The organism is Cohnella herbarum, assembly GCF_012849095.1.
Lineage (GTDB): Bacteria > Bacillota > Bacilli > Paenibacillales > Paenibacillaceae > Cohnella > Cohnella herbarum.
In genome coordinates, this window is the sequence record NZ_CP051680.1 from 4,578,207 (window position 1) to 4,603,846 (window position 25,640).

Here is a 25,640-nt window from a genome sequence, read left to right on the forward strand (position 1 = left end):
CGAGTTGGTTTATCACTTCACCAACTGCCCGCGAGTGACGCCGAGCTGGTTGGTCGCTTTCAGCTTCCGCCAAACTTCGGGCCCGCCGATCTTGCCGTCGATGGCCGCGCGGTAGAGCGTAAGCACTTCGCGCACCTTATCCGCGTTCTCTTCGAGGAATTCGACGCGATACGAGCGAACTCCTAGTTCCATGAAAGTGCTAAGGTACTCTGCGCCGGACTGCTCGATGGCGTTGTAGACGGTGTTGCGGCAGCCTTCGTCGACTCGGACGGGATGGGACATGCCGATCCGGTCTTGCAGCGATGCCCGCTTCTCTTCGCATGGACGTCCGCAGTTCGTGAAATCCGTGCCTTCGCTCATGAACGTACAGTAAACGCAATGCTCGGTATGGAACATCGGCATGTGCTGATGGATGACCATCTCCAGACGTGAAGTATCCGCCCGGCGAAGCATATCGACCATCTGCTGGATGTTCAAATCATAAGACGGGGTAACCCAGTCGCAGCCCGCTTCGCGGAAAAGATCCACGGTCTTGTGGTTCGCCACGTTCAGCGAGAAGTCTCCGATCAACATCGGATGCTCCGCTCCGGGGTTTTCCATCCGGTCTTTCAAATAATAGTAGAGCGCGCCCGTATTGCGAACGAGTACGGCATCCGGCTTCAAGTTCAGAATATTGCGGTGGTATCCGTTCTCTCCCGGCATATGAATGCGCGGAGTCGCGAGCGCGATCCTTTTGCCCGCTTCGCGGCATACTTTAATCGCATCAGGGAATTGCTTGATGAATTCGAAATCTGCGTAGACGAGCGAGACGTCCGTCTTCACGACCGCTTTGACCTGCTCTAACGTGCGGCAGAGCGCCGTCAGCTCCACTTCGCTCGGCTGCACGGATACGTCTCTCTCGGCAACGAACGAATCCGCGTATTCTTCTACCGCGCGCTTGATATATTTCGGCGGTTGCTCGCGAAGGATCTCCAACTGCTCCGCGGCTTCCCGGCGCATCCGGTTCAGTTCGCGCATCGGTACGATGACTTCGCCTTTAAGTTGCACTTCAAGCTGCTCCAGATAGTACAACGTACCTCCCAGCCTGCCTAGCTGATCCTGCAACACTTCGTGACCAAGCGGGCGTTTCTCCGCCCGTTCCAACGGAATTTCCGATTCCACGGCTACCGTCGTGCCTTTACCGATATCGGTCCATATCGTACGCATAGGAGAGCCTTCTTGCCCGAATACCGATACCGCGATCGGGAACGTCCGATAAGGCTTCTCCGTCTCGTAGCTGCTGCGTAGCCTCTTGTCCAGAGCAGGATCGCTAGTCTTCCAAATCCGGTCGCCTTCATGGATTCGAGTCAAGTCCACGTCGTTGCGCCCCGGAACGATCTCGATGCGCTCGCCCTCGGCCGCTTCGCCTTCCAGCTTCATTCCGTTGTTGCGCACATCGTAGACTCTTCCGCCCTCTTCCTTCTTGGTCGGATCTCCCGCGTCGAAAACAATGCCGTCGCCACGCTTAAGCGGAGCCTCCAACCGGCAAACGATCGCATCGCGGAGAATTTTCTCTACCGTTCCAAGATAGACGCCGCGACTCTTCGGGAACGTTCCTTCCACGAGCTTCTTATTGTTCGTACCATCCAAGAAGCCGTGAGTAAAACCTCGCGAGAAACTTTGCTGAAGCTCCCGCACTTCTTCCTTGGAAGGATCGGATTCGTCTCCGGCGAAATATTTGTCGATCTCTTTGGTATATTTACTGACTACGTTAGCCACATATTCAGGACTCTTCAGCCGTCCTTCAATCTTAAACGAGGTGACTCCCGCTTCTATTAACTCAGGCACGATATCGATTGCTGCCAGATCCTTCGGCGAGAGCAAATAGGCGATATCCCCCATCGGCTGATGGACGCCGTCGACCATTAAGTCGTAAGGCAAGCGGCAAGCTTGCGCGCATTCTCCGCGGTTGGCGGAACGGCCTCCCCATACTTCGGAAGTCAGACATTGTCCCGAATAGGACACGCATAACGCACCGTGCACGAACACTTCCATCGGAAGCTTCGCTTGCTCTCCGATTTTACGAATTTGCTTCAGATTGTTCTCCCGGCCAAGAACGACTCTCTCCATCGCGAAAGGCTTAGTAAACTCGACCGCCTCCGGAGAAGTGATCGTCATCTGAGTCGAACCGTGAATCGGGAAGTCGGGAGAAATTTCCCGGATCATTTTAACGAGCCCGAGATCCTGAACGATGACCGCATCCACCCCGGCATCGATACATGCTTCGATCAGCTTGCGAGCTTCCGGCAATTCATCCTCGAATACGAGAATATTAAAGGTAAGGAAGCCTTTAACCCCGTACTTATGCAAGAAAGCCATGATCTCCGGCAATTCGTTCGTCTGGAAATTGTGCGCGCGAGCGCGGGCGTTAAATTTCTCGACCCCGAAAAAAACCGCGTCGGCTCCGTTCGCCACCGCAGCCCGCATGCATTCCCAATCTCCCGCCGGTGCCAATAACTCTATATCTTCACGCCGCATTACGGCCTTTTCTATCATTTTCATAACCCCTCCAAGCCGCGCCTAACGCGACAATGCTGTTCTCATTATTGCGTTAACGACAATGGAGGTCAACTGTTTTCGTCCCAAACTCCGTATAGATTGTCCATCATTTCTATTGGCGTTAATGCATTTAAATAGGCTCCCTGAGCAGATTTGGAAATATCGTCGTTCATTCAACGTTATTGCCAATTGCTAAAAGGTTTATTCCGCTTCCTTAAACGTCCTGCTAACCGCAAGAGAAGCATCCCTGTCTCGCGGGATTCTACTAGGATTAATTTGCATAACCCCAAATAAAAAACGAGTCCGGAAGCCATAGCTTCCGAACCCGTTTGCATTACATACGTCCCGTTTACCAACCGGTTACCATCTTATAATCCGCTGCCAGAAAAATGAGAAGAGCTACCGTCGAAAATCCGATCGCCAGCATGTTTTTCCGAGGCCTTTGCATAAGAAGACGCACTAGCCCAATGGCTATAAGGATCGTGAACACGATCATAAAAATATCGAAGTGTGAATATGTACTTTCCACAACCTCCGTCACATTCTCGGCTAGAAACATAAAAGGGGACCTCCTTTATCTGACCTAATAAACCCATCTTTACCTATGTTAGCTTCTGGACGCCTCGCTTGCAAGTCCGAAGTTCATGCCGTAACAACTTTGTCACACTTTTTACCACTCTGATCTATAAGTAACGGTTACAAGTAGTATCAGTATTTTTTATGAAACGTATTCCAATAGTTCGATTGTCGCTTAGGACAAACTATGTTACGATTTAACCACTATTTCAAACAAAGGGTATCGGAATGGATTGATATTCCGATGAAGGGAGTCGCAACAACTTAATGGCATACGAAGCGGTGTGGATGGAACGCGATCCGTCCAAATTGAATAAATTCGAGTTCTATAAGATGGAGAAAGACGGACTGGACATTATCCGCGACATCGTCGAGAAGTATTCCAAGGAAGGCTTCGCCTCGATTCCCCAAGACGATTTCAATCTGTTCAAGTGGGCTGGCGTATATCAACAGAAGCCCAACACCGGCCACTTCATGATGAGGATCCGCATTCCCGGCGGTATCTTGACGAGCAAACAAGCACGAGAGCTTGCCGCGCTCGGCCGCGACTACGGACGTAATTTGATCGACGTTACGACTCGTCAAGCGATTCAATACCACTGGCTAGAGATCGAGCATATGCCCGACATTTTCAACCGGTTGGAATCCGTCGGCATGTCCGCTTTCGAAGCTTGCGGAGACTGCCCGCGCACGATCGTAGGCAACCCGTTGGCCGGTATCGATCCGAACGAACTATTCGATACGACTCCCGTAGTTGACGAGTTCGAACAATTCTTCCTTGGCAATCGAGACTTCTCCAACCTGCCTCGGAAATATAAAATGTCCATTTCCACCAATATCTATAACAGTACGAACGCCGAAATTCAATGTTTGGCCTTCACTCCCGCTTCCAAAGTCATCGACGGTCAAGAAGTGCTCGGCTTCCACGTCATGGTCGGCGGCGGTCTGTCGGCTAAGCCGCACCTGGCTCGCCAGATGGATATGTTCGTTAGACCCGAGGAAGCTCTTAAAGTAGCCATGGGCGTGACGACTTTGTTCCGCGACCACGGTTACCGGGAGAAACGCCATTACGCCCGCTTGAAGTATCTCGTGGCGGAATGGGGCGTCGAGAAGTTCCAAGAGGAGCTTATTAAATTGATCGGCGAAATGCCTTCCTTGGGCGACGACCGCACGGTCGGATGGAACGCTTCTTATTTCGACGGCGTTCATCCGCAGAATACGCCTGGCCTCAATTATGTGGGCTTGAATATTCCCGTAGGACGTACGAACAGCGACGAGTTCGACACTTTGGCCGATCTGGCCGACAAGTACGGTGACGGTACGATTCGCACGACGATTGCCCAGAACATCATGTTATCCGGCGTACCCGACGATAAAGTAGAAGCTCTGCTGAACGAGCCGTTGCTGCAGCGCCTGAATCCGAACCCGAACCTCTTCATGAGCCGGACCGTTTCTTGCACGGGTAACGAGTTCTGCAATCTCGCGATCGTCGAAACCAAAGAATTCGCGCGCAGAGTCGCTCTCTATCTAGATGAGCATGTCGAATTGGACGAGCCTGTTCGCATCCACTTCATCGGTTGCCCGAACGGCTGCGGCCAGAAGCATGTCGCCGATATCGGTCTTCAAGGCTCCTTGGTCAAAACTCCGGAAGGAATGGTTTCCGCATACGATATCGCGGTCGGCGGTACGCTCGGACCCGGAGCTAAATACAATACGGCGTTGAAAGGTCGAGTCAAAGCCGATAACGTTAACAGCGTGCTCGAGCAACTCATTAACTTCTATAAGGAATCTCGCCAAACCGGCGAATCTTTCCACCAATTCGTACAACGCGTCGGGATCGAAACGATGCAAGGCAAGTTGACGGAAATTTTGTCCGTTGCCGTATAACATAATAAGCTACGTACGGTTCCCCATCGCTGATGGGGAACTTTTTCGTATCCGGCACGGTGTTAAACCCCTGATCTTGTTCCATACTATCTATAAGTTAACAACCATCGGGAGGAATCGCCATGTATGAAGAATTGTATTCGCTTGCTACGCTAAGACCGGAGGAGATTGACGAGCTTAAAGAAATAGAACGACAAATGTCCGAGAAATTCGGACAACGCATAAGTCTGGTGGCTTATCAAGCCGATATCTCAAGCGGAAAACCCGATTAATGAAGTTCGCCCAAAGAATGGAAAACATTTTTTCGTCCATACTAATGGGGAATCCATTCACCGGGAGGAACCCACTATGAAATACAAGCTGTTAACGCTGCTGACGCTAGCTTTCCTGACGATCTCCATGCCGGCTATTGCCGCTGCATCTCCGGGCGAGCATGAGCATCATCGCTCCGATAAGCATCCCGTAATAGACTGGAGCTCGTACCCCGCCGACATCCAGGCGCTTAAGTCGGAGCTGGATCAAATCAGAACGGAACAGAAGAGCCTATTCCATCAGATGAGATCCCAGAGCGAAGTCATTAAGGAAGCTCGCAAGACGCTAACTTCCGATCAACGGAATACGTTAAAGAAACCGGCCAAGCAACTCATCGAACAAATGAAAACATCCCGGGACGCCATTCACGATATGCGCGAAAAGAAACACGAATCCTGGAACAGCTTCCACGAACACGCGACTAAGCAGCAATGGAGTACGGCTAAGAAAGACCTGCAGACGATTATTAAACAGAAGCGGCAAATTCTCGAGAATCAACATACCATCGTCAAGCTGCAGAAACAGTTAATTACGTTGATCAATCCTTCTCACGAATCGCATATTCATACCGAGGAATAACCCTCTGAAACGTAGAAAAAGACGAATCGTCCTCTCGAAGGATGATTCGTCTTTTTAGGTTATCCGTTAGACCATGTAAAACCTTCAGGCTTGCTATCGCGGGTATCCTGCGACGACTTATAGACTTCTACTACCGTATTTCCTTCGGCTTCGCAAACGGCCCAACCGTAGTCATACTGATCAGGTCCTCCGCTGAACTCATAGGAAACCAAGTAACGGGTACTATCCGGGCTCCATTCGATCAGCCTGACATACGGGTCGAATCGATCCGCCTTCTGCGGATCGACATCGTACCCGTTCCTCTTGTCCGCAAGAATAGCGCTGATGATCTCGGGCAATTCGACTTTGCGGGACTCCAGATCGACAATCGCTAGCGATCCCCAAGTTCTGCCTCCGTAATCCGCTCCGATCCGATTTCCGTCAGGAGAATAAGCGATTTGCGCGATACTTCCGTCTAGCTTAGCAAGCCTCTCCAGTCGGCCGTCTTCCGCGATCCATAAGCCCCCATCGTTGTACCTCGATTCCCGGTAAAGGTGAAAAGCAGCTTGGTTGTTTGCTGGGGAAAGTTGAAAACGCTCATCTTCAAACTTTTCCTGGAGAACCGCCATCGTGAACGAAGCGGCTTTACGTACGACTTCCGATTCGTCCTTCGTCAGCCGTTCGAGCGTATTCCGAGTTTCTTGATCGATCCCCGAAGGATATTTCAGCAGTTCATAGGCGCAGAACCATCTAACGTCGGGATTATCATGATTTAGCCCTATTCGAACGTACTCCATTGGAGGTTCCGGATCAACAAAAGGGGACATCATTAGCCCTTGTTTGGCGACTTCATCCCAATAAGCATCCACGCTGCCTACTCCGCTTTCGACGGCTGAAGGCAAAGCCGATCGATCTGAATTCGTGTTCGAACATCCCGTAATTAGGAAAGCCCCGATCAGTATTACGAACAAGCTTCGAATCATGTTGATCCTCCTAGTATTTTACGGGCCAATTGGGTTCTATTCTTAAAACCGTATTTGGATAACATCGTATTGATGTGCTTCTTGACGGCCGCTTCGCTAATGTACAGGATAGACGCGATCTCGGCATTGGACAACCCTTTGGCCAACTGCTCGGCAACTTCCCTCTCCCTGGCCGTCAATTCATGTAGCCCCCCTATTTCGAGCATAGAGGCAATCTCGCGTTTCTCCTCGATAAGGGTTAGCTCCGGGATCATTTTCCGCAAGTAGTCTTTCAACCGCTCGCCTCTCGTATCGATGATGAACGTCGAGGCTTCCTCTCCGTCGCCATAAGCGAAATGGTCGCAGCCCTGCACCTTCTCGAAACCCAATCCTTCGCATGCGTGATGATAATAGTCCAAAGGCGGAGGAGATTGAACGAGTAAACCTCCCGAAAGCATCTTCTCGAACAACGTATGGACGATGTCCGAACGAAGCCGCTCATCCTCTAACCGAGTGATGTCGATCCCGTACACGTACCAACCCGCCGGGCTCTCGGCCGGAGTTCTCAGCTCTTGAATCCGCTTCGGATCCAAGCTTCGGAAATACGCTCGCGATAGCGGCGCATTCAGAAGATAATTCAACGTCTGTCCGTGAATGGGAACGATGGCGAATACCCCGACGACTTCCCCCTGCCGCGATCTGAGTAGTTGTAACGCATTCGATCCGAAGTTCAATAGCTCGTCAACCTCGATAATCCTCAACCTCCGAACGCTCTGCTCCCCCGTCATCTCGAACCTGAACATCGTACCGGACTCGGTATCGGAGCAACGAATCTTCAAAGGATTGGCGTTACCCAGTCTGCGTCGAACATATTCTTTAACCTCATTAAGGTTGCTTGAGTCTACGGGTTCCAGATAATGATTGGATTCGCGCGAGTGTCGCAAATGAGCCCGGAGTAAAGCGTTAGAGGAAAACCTCATCATTTGGGCAACTTCCCATGCCCTCTCCTCCTGCAACCTCAAACCTTCGTCTACTTTCCGTTCGTAATGACGCATGGTCCTATCGGAATAAACCTTGAAAGTTTCCGGCATTCTTTCTTTGAACGAGCCTCGCATGGATTCCCACACGATCTGCGTTAACTGCCAGCCTCTCGCATTGCGCATCATGAAGCTCAGCCCGATCAATCTACTGAAAAGAGTCGCCGTAACCTCCTTGCCGATGATCTCCGTCAGCAAATCTTGATGAAAGGTTCTCGGGACGGAGCACGCATAGAGAAGTTGGCGCAACTCCTCGTCGGGCGCTTCTTGAAGCCAGTGATGGATCCGATCGTCTACCGGCTCCCACTCCGAAGGTCGAGGGTCCTGCTCCCCTTCTCCGGCGGGCATCAGCAAGGAAAGCGATAACGGATGTCCTAACGTCCTTAACCACAGGGTATCGATAACTTGGTCATCTTGAAATCCTAATCCCAACAAATACATACGGATATCCTCATAGCTCAGCTCGGTTAAAGCTAACCTAGCGATTAGTCTCTTCCAAGCAGGAGAGTATCTCCACGGACCTTCCAAAGGAAATCTGCCGGCGATGACGATCAGGACATTCGAATCCAGACGAGGAAGCCATCGATGCCTTAGTTCGTAGTCCAATCCGCCGATTTCTTCATACCCGTCTATGAGCAACACGGTTTTTCGTTTAGATGCCGAATCGTTAATGGCGTTTACCGCTCGTTGCTCAACATTCTCTTGATGACCGGGGCCCTCATCTTGTTCTAGAGCAAATAGAATCATCCGGCAGAAGGCTTCGATCCGTCCATAAGCTTCCCGGACGTCGATGGATACGGTTGCGGCTCCTCCTTGACGCGATATCCGCTCGTATCTGTCCAGTAAATAGCTTTTGCCGATCCCCGCCGTTCCATAGACGTTAATGATCCGCTCGGATCGTTCCGTCATGCCGGTCAGAAATTGCTCGAAAAAGCGAAGCTCGAATTCACGCCCCACGAAATGATCTTCCATGAGCTCCCTCATCCGATGACCGAACGTTTCACCCATGTTTCCACCCCTGTAATTCCCATTTTATCGAAAAGTATACTATCAAAGTAACCAAAAGGATAGCCTCGCCTCAACCCCTCCCATGTTACTTTAACCTTACACCTAACAGATGGAGGAGTTGAGCTCGGGATGAAAACGACGGAGAGGATTCACGACCGGAATCTACTAAAGCAAGATGCCTATATTACGGGTTCGGAAATTTTGTTGCGCATGCTGTTGTTGGAGGGCGTCGATTGCGTCTTCGGTTATCCCGGAGGAGCCGTTCTCTATATTTACGATGCCATGCACGATAATCCGGACTTTCGCCATATCCTCACCAGGCATGAACAAGGCGCTATTCACGCGGCAGACGGATATGCCAGATCAACCGGTAAAACTGGGGTATGCATTGCCACTTCAGGTCCCGGAGCAACCAACTTGGTCACGGGGATCGCGACGGCCTATATGGATTCCGTACCGTTAGTCGTCATTACGGGAAATGTCGCAACGGACTTAATCGGTACCGATTCTTTCCAAGAGGCCGATATCGTCGGGATTACCCAGCCGATTACGAAGCACAACTTCTTCGTCCGCAGAGTCGAGGATTTGGCCAGAACGATTCGCCAGGCTTTCCGCATTGCCCAGACCGGCCGCAAGGGGCCCGTTCTCGTCGATATTCCGAAAGACGTATCCGCCGCATGGACGACATTCTCCTATCCCGAACATATTGAAACGCGAAATCCGATACTGCCGGATGAAAGCCTTGTTCACTCGCAAATCGACGCGCTTCTGGCGGCTATTCATTCGGCGGAAAAACCCCTGATCCTGTCCGGCGGCGGAGTCGTGTCCTCCGGAGCATCGGAAGCGTTGATCGAATTCGTTAACGGGACGGGAATTCCGATCGTCACCACTTTACTCGGTCTAGGCGGGTACCCTAGCGACTCGCGGCTGTGGTTGGGAATGCCCGGCATGCACGGCAGCTATGCAGCCAATCAGGCGCTTATCCACTGCGATCTACTCCTCTCGATAGGAGCAAGATTCGATGACCGGGTCACGATGAAACTGGATCGGTTTGCCCCGAATGCCCGCATTGCCCACATCGACATCGATGCAGCCGAGATCGGAAAGTTAGTTCCGACGTTGATCCCCATATGCGGGGATGCGAAGGAAATTCTATTGAAGATCAATCAACAGCTAGAGCGAATTCGTCGTCACCTTTCCGAAAAACAAGGCTGGATAAACGATCTCATGGCGATGAAGAGGGACTTCCCACTGGCCTATGAGGATTCCGAGGAGGTACTGAAGCCGCAGTATGTCGTGGAGATGATTTCGCGTACGACGAACGGGGAAGCGATCATCACGACCGACGTCGGTCAGCATCAAATGTGGGCCGCGCAGTTTTACCGGTATAAGCATCCCCGATCGTTGATAACTTCCGGCGGTTTAGGAACGATGGGATTCGGTTTTCCCTCGGCGATCGGCGCGCAGGTTGGTAATCCGGGCAAAATCGTCGTATCGATTAATGGGGACGGAGGCATGCAAATGTGCGCGCAGGAGCTGGCCATATGCGCGATTCACCGCATTCCGGTCAAGATCGTCATCCTGAATAACGAAACGCTGGGTATGATCAAGCAATGGCAGGAGCTCATTCACGCGAAACGTTACAGCCATATCGACTTGTCCGGCAGCCCCGATTTCGTTAAATTGGCTGAAGCCTACGGGGTTCCGGCTGGAAGGGCGACGAACAAAGCCGAGGCCGAGCTTCTATGGCAAGAAGCTCTTGATACGCCGGGCCCTTTCCTGATCGACTTCGCGATCTCGAAGGATGAGCTCGTATTCCCGATGGTTCCTCACGGGTCGGGGTTGCAGGATATGATTCTGGGAGGAAACAAGTCATGAAATCCGACAAGCAGCATATAGCGGTTATCGTACGCGACGACCCCGGAGTGCTTCAGCGCGTATCCGGCTTATTTTCCAGACGAAGCTATAACATTGACAGCATTACGGTCGGGGCTTCGGAGATAGAGAACCTGTCTCGAATGACCGTGGTCGCGAACGGGGACTCTCGTCAAATTTTGCAGCTATGCAATCAGCTACGCAAGCTGATCGATGTCATTCATGTGGAGCATCTAGAGGACAGACCTACCGTCGCTAGAGAGCTGTTGCTAGTTAAAGTAATCTATGAACAGGCAACCAAAGCGGAATTAAACGATCTAATAAACACTTTTCGTTGTTCCGTCATCGACGTCAGCTTGCAGTCCGTTATCGTTCAAGCGATCGGAGATCGGGAGAAAAACGATGCTTTTCTTCAGCTTATTCGGCCTTACGGTATCTTGGAAATCACCCGAACCGGGGAAACGGCGATGGCTAGGGGCTCAGAGCAATCGCATTAGACTGGCTATGAGAACGAGTACGCTTAACGGTTAAACCCCACTATAATTCGTTGCTAAAACAACCCAATTTTAACTTATGTCTACAGTTCGTTGATTGATCGTTCTTTGCCGATTGAAAATGGCTATTCTGACCGGTATATAGCTTTTGCGACAACCAGCATTCGAGAGTTATTTACTAACGGCGGCCATGGCCGTTATTTCGACGAAAACAATTGCTTAATAATTGACGGAACTGAGCGCCGTTATTTGAGCTCAAAAGGCATGTTTTCATTGGAGAATACTAAAATAAGAGCGCCCAGTTCCGTTAGATTTTGAAAAGCGCCTTTATGAGCAAAATAACGGCGCTCAGCTCCGTTAGAATGAAACTTACGCACTGCGCTGAACAATGAGCAACTCCTAATGCGAAAGCCCTGGCTAAGGGATAATGATCTGTTGAAAAAAAAGGAGGACCGGATGATCATCGTCATCCGGTCCTCCTCCTAATTCTATGGTTTAAACTTTCGCGAGCGCCGCTTCCGTTCTTGCCCGGTCTCTTTCCAGAACGGGACCGAGATACTTGCCCGTGTAGGAGTTTTTAACCTTGGACACTTCTTCGGGCGTACCCGTGGCCACGATCGTTCCGCCCCCGCTGCCGCCTTCGGGGCCCAAGTCTACAATATAATCGGCCGTCTTAATGACGTCCAGGTTATGCTCAATAACGAGCACGCTTTCCCCTGAGTCAACCAGTCTGTGCAACACTTGCAACAAACGATCGATGTCGTCGACATGGAGACCGGTCGTAGGCTCGTCGAGAATGTACAGCATCTTGCCCGTGCTGCGACGATACAGTTCCGCCGCCAGCTTCACCCGCTGCGCTTCGCCGCCTGACAACGTCGTGGCCGGCTGCCCCAGGTTCATATAGCCAAGACCGACGTCCATGAGGGTCTGCATCTTCCGGTGGATTCGCGGAATGTTCACGAAGAACTCGGTTGCATCCTCGATCGTCATCTCCAGCACTTCGGCAATGCTCTTGCCTTTATATTTCACTTCTAACGTCTCGCGATTGTATCTCTTGCCCTTGCAGATCTCGCACGGGACGTATACGTCCGGCAGAAAGTGCATCTCGATCTTGATGATTCCGTCGCCTTTACAGGCTTCGCAGCGGCCGCCTTTGACGTTAAAGCTGAAGCGGCCTTTCTTATAGCCGCGCACCTTAGACTCGTTCGTTATCGCGTATACGTCGCGAATATCGTCGAACACTCCGGTGTAGGTCGCGGGATTGGAACGAGGAGTTCTTCCGATCGGCGATTGGTCGATGTCGATGACCTTCTCCAAGTGCTCCAGCCCGTTCATCTCTTTATAAGCGCCCGGACGCGTCTTGGCTCTATTCAGATCGCGCGCCAACGTCTTATACAGGATTTCGTTGACCAACGTGGATTTACCCGAGCCCGAAACGCCCGTTACGGCCGTAAATACGCCCAGCGGGAACTTGGTGTTCAAGTTCTTGAGGTTGTTTTCCTTGGCGCCCTTGATCTCGATCCAATTGCCGTTCGGTTTGCGCCTCTCCTGAGGCACGGGGATAAACTTCCGTCCGCTGAGATAAGCTCCGGTTAACGATTTCTCGTCCGCCATGACTTGCTGCGGCGTCCCTTCGGACATAATCGTACCGCCGTGAATTCCCGCTCCCGGGCCGATATCGATAATCCAATCCGCCGCCATCATCGTATCCTCGTCATGTTCGACGACGATAAGCGTGTTGCCTAAATCGCGCATATGATTAAGAGTTTGAATAAGTCTGTCGTTATCCCGTTGATGGAGTCCAATACTAGGCTCATCCAAAATATACAAGACACCCATCAGACTCGAGCCGATCTGCGTCGCCAATCTTATTCGCTGGGCTTCTCCGCCGGATAACGTGCCCGCCGCCCTGGACAAGGTCAAATATTCCAAGCCCACGTTCACGAGGAAGCCGAGACGATTATTGATCTCCTTCAAGATCAGGTTGGCGATAGCCAGTTCCTTCTCGTTAAGCTCAAGGCCGGAGAAGAACCTCTGCGCCTCGCCGATGGACAACGAAGTGACGTAAGAGATGTTTTCCTTGCCGATCGTTACGGCCAAAGATTCCTTCTTCAGACGGTGGCCTTTGCATTTCGCGCACGGCTTCGCGCCCATGTAAACCTCGATGAACTCGCGAATGCCTTCGGAGCCCGTTTCCCGGTACCGACGTTCCAAATTGTTAACGACGCCCTCGAACGGAACTTGCGCGTCGCGCGTATGACCGAACTCGTTCTCGTAACGGAAGCGAATTCTCTCGCCGCCCGTGCCGTATAGAATGATCTGCATGTGCTTGTCGGACAATTGTTCGACCGGCACGTCGGTCGGAATGCCGAAATGCGCGCATACGGCCGCTAGAAATTGCGGGTAGTAATTGGACGTGCTCCCCGCCCAAGCCTCGAATGCGCCGTCTTCTATGCTCTTCGAGTGATCCGGTATCAGCAGCTCCGGGTCGACGACCATCTTCACGCCAAGACCGTCGCATTCCGGACAAGCCCCGTAGGGCGAGTTAAACGAGAACATGCGCGGGGCAAGCTCGTCGATAGAGAAGCCGCATTCCGGACAAGCCAAATTGGAGTTGAACATGATCTCTTCCTTGTCGATAATATCGACAAGGATCTGGCCGCCCGAGAGCTTCAGTCCCGTTTCCAAAGAGTCGGCAAGCCGCGAAGCGACGTCATCCTTCACGACGATCCTATCTACGACGACTTCGATCGAATGCTTCTTGTTCTTCTCGAGCTCGATGGTTTCGGACAGATCGCGGATTTCTCCGTTCACGCGAACCCGCACGAAACCTTGCTTCTGGATATCTGCCAGCAGTTTCGTGTGTTCGCCTTTACGACCGTTAACGATAGGAGCTAAGATTTGCAGTCGCGTCCGCTCCGGATATTCCATAATCCTGTCGACCATCTGTTCTACGGTCTGGGACGTGATCTCGATCCCATGGTCCGGACAATGAGGCCGTCCAACGCGGGCGAACATCAACCGCAAATAATCGTATATTTCCGTTACCGTACCGACGGTAGAACGCGGATTGCGGCTTGTCGTCTTCTGGTCGATGGATATCGCCGGCGATAACCCGTCAATAGAGTCTACGTCGGGTTTATCCATCTGGCCAAGAAACTGACGCGCATAAGCGGACAAGGATTCCACGTAACGCCGTTGACCTTCCGCGTAGATCGTATCGAAAGCAAGCGAGGACTTGCCTGAACCAGAAAGCCCTGTTAGCACGACGAATTTATCCCGCGGTATCGTGACGTCGATATTTTTCAAATTATGGGCGCGCGCGCCCTTGATTATTATTTTCTCGTTAGCCAAAACGAAAAAGCCCCTTTCGCGACAACGCGGGGCCTCTTGGTAACATGCCCGCCGCAGTCGCACACGAAATAAGAATGTGTGTTCCCGTTCATTATACAGAACTGCGGCTGGTCATGCAAATGATTTGTAAATTACAGTCAAAGACTACAGAAGTTCCTTACGAAGCTGCTCCGGGGATTTCGGAGACAACAAGCCGTAAGGCACGTCGAATACGGTCTTCGCTCCGGTTTGGCCTGCTTGCGCCATACGATAAGCGGCACGGGCATACGCAACGAGAACGCTCGCCGTAAATTCCGGATTGCTGTCCAGCTTAAGGCTGAATTCGATTAATTGCGTGCTTCCGTTATTCGGACCGGTTTGCCCGCTCCGTATGACGTTCCCGCCATGCGGCATCGTTGAATGCTCCGCGCGAAGCACTTCATCGCTCACGAAGTGAACGACGGTTTCGTAGTCCGCGAAATAGTTCGGCATGTTCTTGATTTCGTTCGCAACCGCTTCGGCATCGGCGCCTTCTTGCAACACAACGAAACATTCCCGCAAATGTTTCTCGCGAGTCGTCAATTGAGGGTTGCTCCCGCTGCGTACGCGTTCTACGGCAGCATCGTGAGGAATCGTGTACTGAATGCCGTTGCTTACGCCTTCTACCCGACGGATCGCATCGGAATGGCCTTGGCTGACGCCTTTGCCCCAGAACGTATACTCTTTGCCTTCCGGAAGAACGGCTTCCGCCAGCAAACGGTTCAAGGAGAACAAGCCCGGATCCCAACCGGTCGAGATCACGCTTACGTTGCCGTTCGTTTGCGCGGCATCGTCCACTTTATTGAAGTATTCCGGGATTAACGCGTGCGTATCGAAGCTATCTACGGTATGGAAATGCTTGGCCAAAGCAGGACCTTGCTCCGGCAAATCCTTCGCGGAGCCTCCGCACAGGATCATGACGTCTATTTTACCTTTGTATTGCTCGATATCCGAGATGGATACCATCGGAGTTCCCGCTTCGATCGCTTCCGGATTGCGACGCGTGAAAATCGCTTCGAGTTCCATGTCCGGATTTTGGCGGATCGCCGACTCCACCCCGCGACCCAAATTTCCGTAACCGACTATGCCTACCGAGATCGTTTTACTCAATTTCGTCTTCCTCCTAATAATGTGCAATTATCGCATCCTTAGAATGCGTTCTATAACCATCAAATACGAAAATCTGATTCCCTATATAACGACACTCAACTATTTTACATCAAGTGAGGTACGCGCAAAAGCTTATTTTTTGTTATCATTCTACAAAAAGTTTGCATTAATTTTATCTAAAACATATATAAATGAAAAAATTTGTAATGAAGCGCACGAAAAACTCCGGAGCGCTAATCGTCACTCCGGAGCCTCGCAAAAATGTGTTACAAACTAGCCTTCAATTCAAGCAACGCATCGCGCAGCTCCGCGGCGCGTTCGAACTGCAAACTCTTCGCCGCTTCCTTCATCTCGAATTCCAGGCGCTCGACCATCGACGCGCGCTCCTTCTTCGATAGCTTGCTGAGATCCTCTGCTCCCGATAAGTAAGTACTCTTCGACTCCGCGGCTTTCGTTGCTTCGATGAGGTCGCGAACCTTCTTAACGATGGTCTGCGGCGTAATGCCATGTTGCTCGTTATAGGCCAACTGTATCGTCCGGCGGCGATCCGTCTCGCCGATCGCCTTCTCCATGGAATCCGTCATTTTGTCGCCGTACATAATAACCCTGCCGCTCGCGTTACGCGCCGCGCGTCCGATTGTCTGGATCAATGACCTCTCCGAGCGCAAGAACCCTTCCTTGTCGGCATCCAATATCGCGACCAAAGAAACCTCTGGTAGATCGAGACCTTCCCTAAGCAGGTTAATCCCGATCAATACATCGAATACGCCAAGCCGAAGATCGCGCAGGATCGCCATCCGCTCCAACGTCTTGATATCGGAATGAAGGTAACGAACTTTAATGCCGACTTCCTTCATGTAATCGGTTAGGTCCTCGGACATCTTCTTCGTTAATGTCGTCACGAGTACCCTTTCGTCCTTGGAGATCCGGTCGCGAATCTCGCCGAGCAGATCGTCGATCTGTCCTTTGGTCGGACGGATCTCGATGATCGGATCGATCAGTCCCGTCGGACGAATGATTTGCTCCACTACCGTCGGACAGTGCTCCAGCTCATACGGTCCCGGCGTCGCGGAAACGAATACGAGCTGTTTCGCCTTCTCCTCAAACTCTTCGAACCTCAGGGGCCGATTGTCCTTCGCGGAAGGTAGCCGGAAGCCGTGATCTACGAGAACCGATTTACGCGCTTGGTCACCGTTGTACATCGCCCGCAATTGCGGTAAAGTCACGTGCGACTCATCGATGACGATCATGTAATCGTCCGGGAAGAAGTCCATCAGCGTATAAGGCGTCGCCCCGCGTTCGCGGAACGTCATCGGGCCCGAATAGTTCTCGATCCCCGAGCAGAAACCCATCTCGGACATCATCTCCAGATCGTATCGCGTACGTTGCTCCAGCCGCTGTGCTTCCAGAAGCTTACCCGCGTCCCGAAGCTCGACAAGCCTTTCTTCCAATTCCCGCTCGATGTTCACGAGCGCCCGCTTCATCTTCTCTTCTCCCGTCACGAAGTGAGACCCCGGGAAAACGATCACGTGATCCCGCTGTCCGGTGATCTCGCCCGTGAGCACGTCGATCTCCGTAATCCGCTCGATCTCGTCGCCGAACATCTCGACGCGGATCGCCGAATCGCTGCGAGATACTGGGAAAATCTCGATGACGTCCCCGCGCACGCGGAAGGTTCCCCGCACGAAGTTCAAATCGTTGCGTTCGTATTGGATATCGATAAGCTTATGAAGAATGGCGTTCCTCGACTTCTCCATGCCAACTCTTAGACTTAAGCGCAAATCCCGATACTCTTCCGGCGAACCGAGACCGTAGATGCAGGATACGCTCGCCACGATGATGACGTCCCGTCTCTCGAACAACGAAGCCGTCGAGGAATGCCGCATCTTATCGATCTCGTCGTTAATGCTGGAATCCTTCTCGATGTATGTGTCCGTGGACGGAATGTATGCTTCCGGTTGATAGTAATCATAGTAACTGACAAAGTATTCAACGGCGTTTTCCGGAAAAAATTCCTTAAATTCGCTGCACAATTGCATCGCCAACGTCTTGTTGTGCGCGATGATCAGCGTAGGTTTATTCACTTTGGCGATCGTCTGCGCGATCGTGTACGTCTTCCCCGTACCCGTCGCCCCCAGCAGAGTCTGATGCTTCATTCCTGCCGTAATGCCTTCCGCCAGTTGCCCGATCGCTACCGGTTGGTCGCCGGAAGGCGAAAAATCCGATACCAGCTTGAAGGACTTCTGTTGCACTTCCGATGCTTCCATCCCCGATATCCCCTCGATAACAGAATATACGTTCCCGTATAGTATATCTTTTTCCGTCGGCACCGTCAAAATTCATCTACTCATAAATATCGCCTATTACGACAGAGATAACCCTATTTCTGATATGATATATGGAAAAGAGCTCCTCCGTGCCTACGGCGGCAGCAGACTGGAGAGTATCGATGGGATTGTTTGATTTTATCAAAGGGCAATTTATTGAGGTTATCGAATGGCTGGATGATAAAGGCGTTCTGGTCTACCGCTTCCCCGCATACGATAACGCGATCAAAATGGACGCAAAGCTTATCGTGCGCGAATCGCAAGCGGCGATCTTCGTGAACGAAGGACAGATCGCCGACGTATTCGGTCCGGGAACCCACACTCTGGGCACGCTGAATCTCCCTGTGTTAACCGCGTTGAACTCTTGGAAGTATGGCTTCAATTCTCCGTTTAAGTCGGATGTGTATTTCCTCAATATGACGAACTTCACGGATCAGAAATGGGGAACGACAAACCCGGTCATTATCCGCGATCCGGAATTCGGCATTATCCGAATGCGGGGCTTCGGCAACTATTCTTTCCGCATTAGCGATCCCGTCGTTTTCCTTAAAGACATTTTCGGCACGAAGCAAGAACTGACCACGGCAGGGATTACCGGTTTTCTCAAATCTGCCGTCGTATCCGGCATCAGCGACATGATCGGCGAAGCAAAAATTCCGGTAGCGGATTTATCCAGCTCTTACGATGAGCTAAGCCGCCTCTCCGTCTCTCGGTTGCAGCCGCAATTCTCGGCTATCGGCTTAACGTTAACGAACGTAACGATCGAGAATATCTCGCTTCCGGAAGATGTCGAGAAGATGATCGACCGCAGATCCTCTATGAACATCGCCGGCAATCTTGACCAATATATGAAGTTCCAAACTGCGGAATCCATCCGTGATGCCGCTAACCAGCCGGGCGGCGTTGCCGGCACGGGTGCAGGCTTGGGTGCCGGGATGGCAATGGGACAGATGATGGGTCAGATGATGAACCAGATGACTGGAAAGTCCCCCGAGCCTCAGCAGGCTGAGGCTTCGCAGCAACAAACGGCACCACAACAGCCTACGTTCCAACAGCAGCCCGGCAACAAGAAATTTTGTTCCGAGTGCGGCAGCAAGCTGACGGAGAACGCCAAATTCTGCTCCGAATGCGGCAGCAAAACCTAAACGGAGGCAGCTATGAACACCCAAACTTCGGCTATTCGATTTCCATGCGAGAGCTGTGCGGGCCCTATGGTTTTCGATACGGAAAGCCAGAACTTGAAATGCCTATATTGCGGAGAAGAGCAAGCGATAGACGCCGTCATCGAGCAACCGCAAGAGTATTCTTTAAATTGCGGTGACGAAGACTTGGAAAGCCTGCATGATTGGGGCACGGAGCAGCAAGCCATCCATTGCGAGACGTGCGGCGGAGAAACGTTGATACCCGCAGGCCAGACCACTTCCCAATGCGTGTTCTGCGGCTCGCCGAAGGTGCTCCAGCAGAATGAGTCCCGAAGCATTCGACCGGAATCGATCATCCCATTCCAAATCTCGCGAGACGAAGCCTTGAGCTCCTTCGCAACCTGGAAGAAGAAGCGTTGGTTCCTGCCTAATACTTTCAAAAAGCAGAACGTGAGCTCTCAGCTTAACAGCATTTACATCCCCTATTGGACTTACGATACCGAAACCTATTCCGTTTATTCCGCCGAAGTGGGTATCTATCACTATCGCACGGTGACCCGCACGAGAGTCGTCAACGGAAAAACGGAAACCTATACGGACACTCAACGGTACACGGTGTGGCACTCTACTCGGGGCGATTACAACCGCAGCTTCGACGATATTCTGATTCCGGCCTCCGGACATTACGACTCGAACCTGTTGGATAAACTCGGGAATTTTAATCTCAAGGAGCTTCATGTTTACCGGCCCGAGTATTTAAGCGGATATACTTCCGAAAGGTACTCCGTCTCTCGTGAAAAAGGCTGGAAAGCAGCGCAACATGAGGCGGACGGCCACATCAAGTCGGAAGTCAGAAACATAATCGGCGGCGACGAAATCCGCAACTTAAACATTCGCACCTCATACGACGACGTCACATATAAGCACTTATTGCTTCCGGTATGGAACGCAAATTATATTTATAAATCCAAACCGTATTATTACATGGTAAACGGGCAGACGGGAAAGGTTTCCGGCCACGTTCCTCGCAGTGCGATCAAGATTACCCTGTTTACGCTTGGGTGTCTAGGAATCGCGGTCGCGATTGCTCTCTTCTTTATATATAATCAGCAATAGACTGCAGTTGATCTTGTCTCATTGTTGTTAGTCGACAATAAAGTAGCAAACAGGTCGCCTCTTAATTATGGGGCGGCCTGTTTGCGTAATCCTGCTCGTGTTCATGTTGACTTGATTTAATATTTAGCTTATCATCTAAATATAACGTTTAGATAATTGTCTAAATATCGAATTATACTTCGAGGAAGGAGGACATTTGCATAATGAACGATACTTTCAAAGCGTTGTCCGATCCGACCCGAAGAAAGATCCTTCAGTTATTAAAAGAAAAAGATCTAACGGCGGGAGAAATCGCGGATCAGTTCAACATTTCCAAGCCGAGCATTTCCCACCATCTCAATATCCTTAAGCAAGCCCACCTCGTCCAAGACGAGCGTCAAGGACAGAATATCCTTTATTCCATCAATCTATCCGTCATGCAGGAAGCCATGGGCTGGTTTCTCGGCATGATCGGAACAAAAGGAGAGCCGACGCATGACGAACGCAAATGAAACGAAAGACGCAAAATTCAAATGGACGAAAAAAGACTGGTTACTGTTGGGAACGAACGTGCTCGTGTTCGCGATCCTCTATTTCATTTTTAATAACCGCCTTCCCGATGAGGTCGCCGCCCATTACAATATTAACGGAGAAGCGGACCGCATGATGTCGAGAACAAGCTTCTGGCTTATGTACGCGGGAATCGGCATCGTCCTTCCGACGCTATTGTCGGTCATGCGATATATCGATCCGCGCCAAAGCAACTATGCCCGCTTCGAAGGGTATTACGACCTCATGAGATGGGCCATCAGCCTTTTCCTCCACGGCATCATGCTGTTCGTCATTCTCGATAACGCCGGATACGACGTCCATTTGCCCAACCTGATTACCGGAGGCTTAGGCGTCCTATGGATCATCATCGGCAACAGAATGGGGCAAGTCCGAAGCAATTTTTTCATCGGTATTCGAACTCCCTGGGCATTGCTGGACGAGAACAATTGGCGTCTAACCCATCGGTTGGGAGCTAGGTTATGGGTTATCGGGGGTTTAATCATGTTCATATGCGCATGGTTCGTTTCCTCGGTTTGGACCGTTGGCATCCTGTTAGCCTGCGCGTTAGCTAGCTCGTTGATCCCGTTTGCCTATTCTTATATGCTTTTCAAGAAAAAAACGAGTTCCTAATTTCAATTCCGATCAAAAAGCGAAGGAGAATGCATTTTCATGAAAAAACTATCCCTATTATTGAGCGTCGTGATCTTCCTGACCCTATTGCCGATGACGGCCGCCGCCTCCGGTATCCAGGTTATCCTGAACAACAAACCGATCGTATTTAGCGACGCACAGCCGTTCAAGAAAGGAACCGACGTTTGGATTCCTCTCCGGCAATCGGCGCAAGCGATGGGAATGAAAATCGGCTTAACCAAAGGCACCGATAAGGTTCAACTGACCGATTCCCTCTTCCGTGTTTCCCTTCGGATCGGCACCAATGCGGCCGTTATGAACGAAGAGCAGACCGTATCTTACGGAGCGGCGGCAATCTCCAAGGCGAACCGGATCTATGTCCCGTTAACCTTCTTCTCGAAAGTATTCGGATTCGAAACCGCGTACGACAACGATAGATCGGAGGTCGTTATCGGTTTACCGAAAAATTTCGACGACATTTTCGCGCCGACCATCGTTGAGTTCCTCAATACGGGGGCTTACCAACAGCTTTCGGATAACTACTTCGACGAGACGATCAAGCCGCTTATTCCGGTAAAAGCCTTGCAAGCCGGTTGGGAGCAGACGATTGCGACGGCCGGAAACTTTATCGGGATCCACAAGATTCAATCGAATACGAACGATACGGTCAACAAAGAGATCAACGTCACCTTGAACTTCTCCAAAGAGAACGTCGCCCTTCTTATCCATCTTAACGAATCCGGCAAAATCATCGGTTTGCGGTTAAGTCCCTTGCAGCCTGAAGCAGCTCTGCCTGCCGGATTGACCGAGGAAGACGTTACCGTCGGAACAGGCTCGGCCTATCCTCTGGAAGGCACATTAACGCTTCCCAAGAACGCAACCGGTCCCGTTCCCGCCGTCGTATTGGTTCAAGGCTCGGGCCCTAGCGATCGGGATGAAACCGCCGGCAGTTACAAGCCCTTCCGCGATATCGCATGGGGACTCGCGCAACAGGGCATCGCAGTTCTCCGTTACGACAAGAGAACGTTCGTGTACGGGAAAAGCTTTACCCCAGAGATGCTAACGAAGTTTACCGTAAAAGAAGAAACGGTCGACGATGCAATCGCCGCTTCCAAGCTTCTTAAAGGCGACAAGAGAATCGACCCTTCGCAAGTGTACGTCGTCGGGCATAGTCTCGGAGGAATGCTGGCTCCGAGAATAGATAACGAAGGCGGTGATTTCGCCGGTTTGGTCATTCTAGCCGGCTCCACGCGTTCCTTATGGGAGATCATCGCCGACCAGAACGCCGACTTCATTCGGGCCATGGACGATAAAGATCCTAAGAAGAAGGCGAACGAGACTTGGCTTGCGGCCGAGAAGATCAGAGCCGAGAAACTTAGTAGCCTGTCGGATAAAGAGGCGATCGAACAGACGTTATTCGGAATCCCGGCGTTATACTTTAAGGAAATGGATCAGCACGGCGCTCAAAGTCTCGTTAGCCGATTATCGAAGCCGATATTGATCATGCAAGGAGAAGACGACTTTCAAGTGTTCGCCAAAGACTATAGCCAATGGCAAGAACATCTCAAGAACAATGCCAAGGCTAGCTTCAAGCTCTACCCTGGCCTTAATCATTTCTTCGTGAATTATGAGGGCAAAGATCAGAATACGGTTGAAGAGTATAATCATCCCGGCAACGTCGATAAACAGGTTATTCTCGATATCGGCCAATGGATCAATAAGCAATAAACAAGATAAACAAGCGACTAATGCTCAAGAACCTTTAATCCGATAACCGCTCCCACGACCAGACTTAGGAAAAAGATCCGGCGGATTTGGCGGGACTCCCCGTAGAACAGCATGCCTACGAGAGTTCCGCCGACCGTTCCGATCGCCGTCCATACCGCGTAAGCCGTGCCCATGGAAATGGATTTCATCGCGATGGATAACAGAAGGAAGCTTACGATAAACCCTCCGATAAGCAGAACGAGGCTCATCTTGTCTTTTTTCACTTTTAACCTATTCATTCCCAATACGCCTACGACCTCGAATAGACCCGCGAACACCAACACGATCCATGCCATTACTCTTCCACCTCCCGCGCCTTCGTATCGCTCGTCACTTTCAGTCCCGCTATCCCGATAATCATGACGATAACCAAGGCCAACTTACCGGCGTCCAATTCCACGTTAAAGAAAATAGACTCCGCCAACACCGTTCCCGCCGCGCCTATACCCGTAAAAACCGCGTAAGCCGTACCGACCGGAAGAACGCGCGTCACGTAAATCAATCCAATAAAGCTTAACGCGATTCCAAGCGCGGTTAATGCCCATTCCCCGACCGTAGAAGCATGCTTCAACCCGGCTACCCATCCGACCTCGCACAATCCAGCTGCCAATAATAACATCCACTTCCGATTCATGCTGCACCTCCGATTTGTATTTTACCCCGACGAGACCCTCGGATTACTTGCCATAAAAATACAAAGAAACCCGAGAGCATCGCCGGCTCGCGAGCAACGAACAATCGTCGCCCTCGAACCGTCATCGATACTCCCGGGTTTTTATCCCGCCGTGTTCATCTTCGCTATCGGAAGACGCGCTTCCTCTCGGACCGAACCGGTACCTTGCTGAGCACCGTGGAACCCTAGAAAGCCTATTACTGATGATGTCATTACAAAATACTTCACATCGCCTGTTAAGTCAAGGTTTTTTTGGCGAAGACGTTCCCCGAGGGGGGAGTCCCGCATCTTCGGCCGGTAGCTCCGGTTCGGCGGCCGCAGCGTGAGCCGCTTCTTCGGCCGCCGCTTGCTCGGCCGCCGCCTGTCGAGCCTCCATGCGGGCTTTCATCGTCGGAGAATTACCCAATCTGCGCGCTCCCGCTTCTCTCAAGCCTTGCCAGATCGAGAAGGAACGAGGGGCGGCGACGAATTCCACGTCTTCGTCCGGCGCTAGGATCAATCCAAGTTGGTAATGTTCTCCTTCGTATCTAGCGCGCTGCAAGAACTTGACATGCCCGTCGCGATTGACGACCTCCAGCTTGCAAAATGCCGACTGCCGCTGAAGAGCGGCATGAAGCTCCTCTTTCGTGCGAACGGATACGCCGTTAACCTTCTTGATCGTTTCGCCGGATTGGAAACCGAGCTCGATCGCCGGCGTATTCGGCAATACCGCTAGCACCCTAACGCCCGTGCCGTCTTGGGAATAAAGCGGGTTCCTGCCCGCTTCGCGCATACGGCTATACATAAGCAGCCCTTCATGCAACGCGAAGGCCGCGATCGCCGCAACTACGGTTAACGGCGACCAGTATTCCGCTCCGACCGCCAGCAGCGCGATTACCGCTCCGTAGACAATGAGCGTATTTCCCGACGTACGGGCTTTGCGCTCCGGCCAGAACGAAGTCGTGCGGTCGCTGAAGCCGATAAGTACCGGGAAGGCCAGCAAGCTCCAAGAAGCCGCGTCCCCTCCGAATATCGGCGCCCAAGGCAACGCGAATCCGTCCGCCGTCGCCGGAACGAGCCATAGCAGAGGAATCGGCCATACGCCGGATAGCGAGTATGCCCCCATCGGCTTCCCCCGTTTTCCTTGCAGGAACAAGGGGATCGCTTGCTTCGAGCCTTGCAGCCTAACAAGGAAACCTTCGGCGATATGCAGCAGACCGGCCATGAAGAGCAACCCCGGAACGTCTATCGCGCCAAGAGTCTGAAGCGCATCGGATAGCGCTCCTTCGGAACGTTCCAACCCCGTCCATTCCGACACGGCCTGCAGCAAACCCAACGCGCCCGCCGCATAAGCCAGACAGACGTAGCGCAGCCGAAACAACGCCAATACCGCCATAGCCGCCCAGAGGAACAGCAATGTTTCCGAAGTAAGCGATCCACCGGCGCCGAACCCGGCAACCGACAGAACGAGACCGACGGCAACGCCCGCGACGACTCTCGATAACGTCAAATACAACGAGCCGTACAACCTGACGTGGAATAGCTTGCGCTGCAGCGTTACCCCGAGGCGCGCATGCCACCATACCAATACGACGGCGATATAGAAATACGGTTGCGCCAACAAGCCGATCGCGGCTTGTCCCGCTTCGCGTAATACATCCAGCAGAGGATCCACTTTCTTTTCCCCTTTCCTTATAGGTGCTTCATAAAGTCAAAAAGGAAGTTGACCTAAGGTCAACCTCCTAA

Annotated in this window: 21 protein-coding genes and 1 riboswitch; of the genes, 10 read left to right on the forward strand and 11 right to left on the reverse strand. The window is 51.7% G+C overall.

The genetic code is table 11. From position 1 onward, the window contains the following. Window positions 1-12 precede the first annotated feature (12 nt). Both HH215_RS19545 and HH215_RS19550 read right to left on the reverse strand, forming a co-directional pair. The gene (locus HH215_RS19545) at window positions 13-2,535 is read right to left on the reverse strand and encodes a U32 family peptidase (protein ID WP_174887692.1); all 2,523 of its coding nucleotides are present in this window, start codon (window positions 2,533-2,535) and stop codon (window positions 13-15) included. Window positions 2,536-2,887: 352 nt separating this feature from the next. Continuing rightward, window positions 2,888-3,097 (reverse strand): hypothetical protein, encoded by a 210-nt coding sequence (locus HH215_RS19550; protein ID WP_169281416.1) that lies wholly within the window; start codon window positions 3,095-3,097, stop codon window positions 2,888-2,890. Between the two features lie 284 nt (window positions 3,098-3,381). Between HH215_RS19550 and HH215_RS19555 the strand changes: the two genes are divergently transcribed. The 3 genes from HH215_RS19555 to HH215_RS19565 all read left to right on the forward strand — a co-directional run bounded on the left by HH215_RS19555 (window position 3,382) and on the right by HH215_RS19565 (window position 5,892). Next, complete coding sequence (locus HH215_RS19555) at window positions 3,382-5,001, forward strand: nitrite/sulfite reductase (RefSeq protein WP_169281417.1); 1,620 nt, start codon at window positions 3,382-3,384, stop codon at window positions 4,999-5,001. 122 nt (window positions 5,002-5,123) lie between these two features. Further along, on the forward strand, window positions 5,124-5,273 hold the full coding sequence (locus tag HH215_RS19560; protein WP_169281418.1) for a hypothetical protein: 150 nt from the start codon (window positions 5,124-5,126) through the stop codon (window positions 5,271-5,273). A gap of 76 nt (window positions 5,274-5,349) precedes the next feature. Beyond that, window positions 5,350-5,892 carry a hypothetical protein gene (locus HH215_RS19565; RefSeq protein WP_169281419.1) on the forward strand — a complete coding sequence of 181 codons (543 nt, stop codon included), beginning with the start codon at window positions 5,350-5,352 and terminating at the stop codon, window positions 5,890-5,892. Window positions 5,893-5,951: 59 nt separating this feature from the next. Here HH215_RS19565 and HH215_RS19570 read toward each other — a convergent pair whose 3' ends face one another. Next, window positions 5,952-6,854 carry a HEAT repeat domain-containing protein gene (locus HH215_RS19570; RefSeq protein ID WP_169281420.1) on the reverse strand — a complete coding sequence of 301 codons (903 nt, stop codon included), beginning with the start codon at window positions 6,852-6,854 and terminating at the stop codon, window positions 5,952-5,954. Beyond that, entirely contained in the window at window positions 6,851-8,878 is a 2,028-nt protein-coding gene (locus tag HH215_RS19575) for a LuxR C-terminal-related transcriptional regulator (RefSeq protein ID WP_169281421.1), read from the reverse strand. Before HH215_RS19575 ends, HH215_RS19570 begins: the two co-directional genes overlap by 4 nt. A gap of 129 nt (window positions 8,879-9,007) precedes the next feature. On the opposite strand from HH215_RS19575, the gene ilvB reads away from it, so the two are divergent. Next, window positions 9,008-10,756: a biosynthetic-type acetolactate synthase large subunit gene (ilvB, locus tag HH215_RS19580; RefSeq protein WP_169281422.1), complete on the forward strand. Its 1,749-nt coding sequence runs from the start codon at window positions 9,008-9,010 to the stop codon at window positions 10,754-10,756. Then, window positions 10,753-11,250 (forward strand): acetolactate synthase small subunit, encoded by a 498-nt coding sequence (gene ilvN / locus HH215_RS19585; protein ID WP_169281423.1) that lies wholly within the window; start codon window positions 10,753-10,755, stop codon window positions 11,248-11,250. Before ilvB ends, ilvN begins: the two co-directional genes overlap by 4 nt. Before the next feature lie 242 nt (window positions 11,251-11,492). Here the strand turns inward: ilvN and HH215_RS19590 are convergent, their stop codons facing one another. The 4 genes from HH215_RS19590 to uvrB form a co-directional block, all read right to left on the reverse strand. Continuing rightward, window positions 11,493-11,717 carry a hypothetical protein gene (locus HH215_RS19590; protein WP_169281424.1) on the reverse strand — a complete coding sequence of 75 codons (225 nt, stop codon included), beginning with the start codon at window positions 11,715-11,717 and terminating at the stop codon, window positions 11,493-11,495. 25 nt (window positions 11,718-11,742) lie between these two features. Beyond that, window positions 11,743-14,601, reverse strand: a complete 2,859-nt coding sequence (uvrA, locus tag HH215_RS19595; RefSeq protein ID WP_169281425.1) for an excinuclease ABC subunit UvrA — start codon at window positions 14,599-14,601, stop codon at window positions 11,743-11,745. A 144-nt stretch (window positions 14,602-14,745) separates the two neighbouring features. Next, complete coding sequence (locus tag HH215_RS19600; protein ID WP_169281426.1) at window positions 14,746-15,729, reverse strand: diaminopimelate dehydrogenase; 984 nt, start codon at window positions 15,727-15,729, stop codon at window positions 14,746-14,748. 266 nt (window positions 15,730-15,995) lie between these two features. Beyond that, complete coding sequence (gene uvrB, locus HH215_RS19605; protein WP_169281427.1) at window positions 15,996-17,996, reverse strand: excinuclease ABC subunit UvrB; 2,001 nt, start codon at window positions 17,994-17,996, stop codon at window positions 15,996-15,998. A gap of 149 nt (window positions 17,997-18,145) precedes the next feature. Here uvrB and HH215_RS19610 point away from each other — a divergent pair, with 149 nt between their 5' ends. The 5 genes from HH215_RS19610 to HH215_RS19630 all read left to right on the forward strand — a co-directional run bounded on the left by HH215_RS19610 (window position 18,146) and on the right by HH215_RS19630 (window position 23,203). Continuing rightward, window positions 18,146-19,201 carry an SPFH domain-containing protein gene (locus HH215_RS19610; RefSeq protein WP_254450151.1) on the forward strand — a complete coding sequence of 352 codons (1,056 nt, stop codon included), beginning with the start codon at window positions 18,146-18,148 and terminating at the stop codon, window positions 19,199-19,201. A 12-nt stretch (window positions 19,202-19,213) separates the two neighbouring features. Further along, complete coding sequence (locus tag HH215_RS19615; RefSeq protein WP_169281428.1) at window positions 19,214-20,314, forward strand: hypothetical protein; 1,101 nt, start codon at window positions 19,214-19,216, stop codon at window positions 20,312-20,314. A 203-nt stretch (window positions 20,315-20,517) separates the two neighbouring features. Continuing rightward, window positions 20,518-20,805 (forward strand): autorepressor SdpR family transcription factor, encoded by a 288-nt coding sequence (locus HH215_RS19620; protein ID WP_169281429.1) that lies wholly within the window; start codon window positions 20,518-20,520, stop codon window positions 20,803-20,805. Next, the gene (locus tag HH215_RS19625) at window positions 20,789-21,475 is read left to right on the forward strand and encodes an SdpI family protein (RefSeq protein WP_169281430.1); all 687 of its coding nucleotides are present in this window, start codon (window positions 20,789-20,791) and stop codon (window positions 21,473-21,475) included. Before HH215_RS19620 ends, HH215_RS19625 begins: the two co-directional genes overlap by 17 nt. A 39-nt stretch (window positions 21,476-21,514) precedes the next feature. Continuing rightward, on the forward strand, window positions 21,515-23,203 hold the full coding sequence (locus tag HH215_RS19630) for an alpha/beta fold hydrolase (RefSeq protein ID WP_169281431.1): 1,689 nt from the start codon (window positions 21,515-21,517) through the stop codon (window positions 23,201-23,203). A gap of 17 nt (window positions 23,204-23,220) precedes the next feature. Here HH215_RS19630 and HH215_RS19635 read toward each other — a convergent pair whose 3' ends face one another. The 3 genes from HH215_RS19635 to HH215_RS19645 all read right to left on the reverse strand — a co-directional run bounded on the left by HH215_RS19635 (window position 23,221) and on the right by HH215_RS19645 (window position 25,569). Further along, the gene (locus HH215_RS19635) at window positions 23,221-23,538 is read right to left on the reverse strand and encodes a DMT family transporter (protein WP_169281432.1); all 318 of its coding nucleotides are present in this window, start codon (window positions 23,536-23,538) and stop codon (window positions 23,221-23,223) included. Continuing rightward, on the reverse strand, window positions 23,538-23,876 hold the full coding sequence (locus HH215_RS19640; protein WP_169281433.1) for a DMT family transporter: 339 nt from the start codon (window positions 23,874-23,876) through the stop codon (window positions 23,538-23,540). The genes HH215_RS19635 and HH215_RS19640 overlap by 1 nt, the downstream gene beginning before the upstream one ends. A 128-nt stretch (window positions 23,877-24,004) precedes the next feature. Beyond that, window positions 24,005-24,115: riboswitch (guanidine-I (ykkC/yxkD leader) on the reverse strand. A 41-nt stretch (window positions 24,116-24,156) separates the two neighbouring features. Further along, window positions 24,157-25,569, reverse strand: coding sequence for a PDZ domain-containing protein (locus HH215_RS19645; RefSeq protein WP_169281434.1), 1,413 nt, complete (start codon window positions 25,567-25,569; stop codon window positions 24,157-24,159). Window positions 25,570-25,640: the final 71 nt, after the last annotated feature.

Excerpts from the sequence above, each read along its gene's own strand:
- HH215_RS19545 (WP_174887692.1), bottom strand. The coding sequence starts at position 2,535 with ATGATAGAAAAGGCCGTAATGCGGCGTGAAGATATAGAGTTATTGGCA.
- HH215_RS19550 (WP_169281416.1), bottom strand. The coding sequence starts at position 3,097 with ATGTTTCTAGCCGAGAATGTGACGGAGGTTGTGGAAAGTACATATTCA.
- HH215_RS19555 (WP_169281417.1), top strand. The coding sequence starts at position 3,382 with ATGGCATACGAAGCGGTGTGGATGGAACGCGATCCGTCCAAATTGAAT.
- HH215_RS19560 (WP_169281418.1), top strand. The coding sequence starts at position 5,124 with ATGTATGAAGAATTGTATTCGCTTGCTACGCTAAGACCGGAGGAGATT.
- HH215_RS19565 (WP_169281419.1), top strand. The coding sequence starts at position 5,350 with ATGAAATACAAGCTGTTAACGCTGCTGACGCTAGCTTTCCTGACGATC.
- HH215_RS19570 (WP_169281420.1), bottom strand. The coding sequence starts at position 6,854 with ATGATTCGAAGCTTGTTCGTAATACTGATCGGGGCTTTCCTAATTACG.
- HH215_RS19575 (WP_169281421.1), bottom strand. The coding sequence starts at position 8,878 with ATGGGTGAAACGTTCGGTCATCGGATGAGGGAGCTCATGGAAGATCAT.
- ilvB (WP_169281422.1), top strand. The coding sequence starts at position 9,008 with ATGAAAACGACGGAGAGGATTCACGACCGGAATCTACTAAAGCAAGAT.
- ilvN (WP_169281423.1), top strand. The coding sequence starts at position 10,753 with ATGAAATCCGACAAGCAGCATATAGCGGTTATCGTACGCGACGACCCC.
- HH215_RS19590 (WP_169281424.1), bottom strand. The coding sequence starts at position 11,717 with ATGACGATGATCATCCGGTCCTCCTTTTTTTTCAACAGATCATTATCC.
- uvrB (WP_169281427.1), bottom strand. The coding sequence starts at position 17,996 with ATGGAAGCATCGGAAGTGCAACAGAAGTCCTTCAAGCTGGTATCGGAT.
- HH215_RS19615 (WP_169281428.1), top strand. The coding sequence starts at position 19,214 with ATGAACACCCAAACTTCGGCTATTCGATTTCCATGCGAGAGCTGTGCG.
- HH215_RS19620 (WP_169281429.1), top strand. The coding sequence starts at position 20,518 with ATGAACGATACTTTCAAAGCGTTGTCCGATCCGACCCGAAGAAAGATC.
- HH215_RS19625 (WP_169281430.1), top strand. The coding sequence starts at position 20,789 with ATGACGAACGCAAATGAAACGAAAGACGCAAAATTCAAATGGACGAAA.
- HH215_RS19630 (WP_169281431.1), top strand. The coding sequence starts at position 21,515 with ATGAAAAAACTATCCCTATTATTGAGCGTCGTGATCTTCCTGACCCTA.
- HH215_RS19635 (WP_169281432.1), bottom strand. The coding sequence starts at position 23,538 with ATGGCATGGATCGTGTTGGTGTTCGCGGGTCTATTCGAGGTCGTAGGC.
- HH215_RS19640 (WP_169281433.1), bottom strand. The coding sequence starts at position 23,876 with ATGAATCGGAAGTGGATGTTATTATTGGCAGCTGGATTGTGCGAGGTC.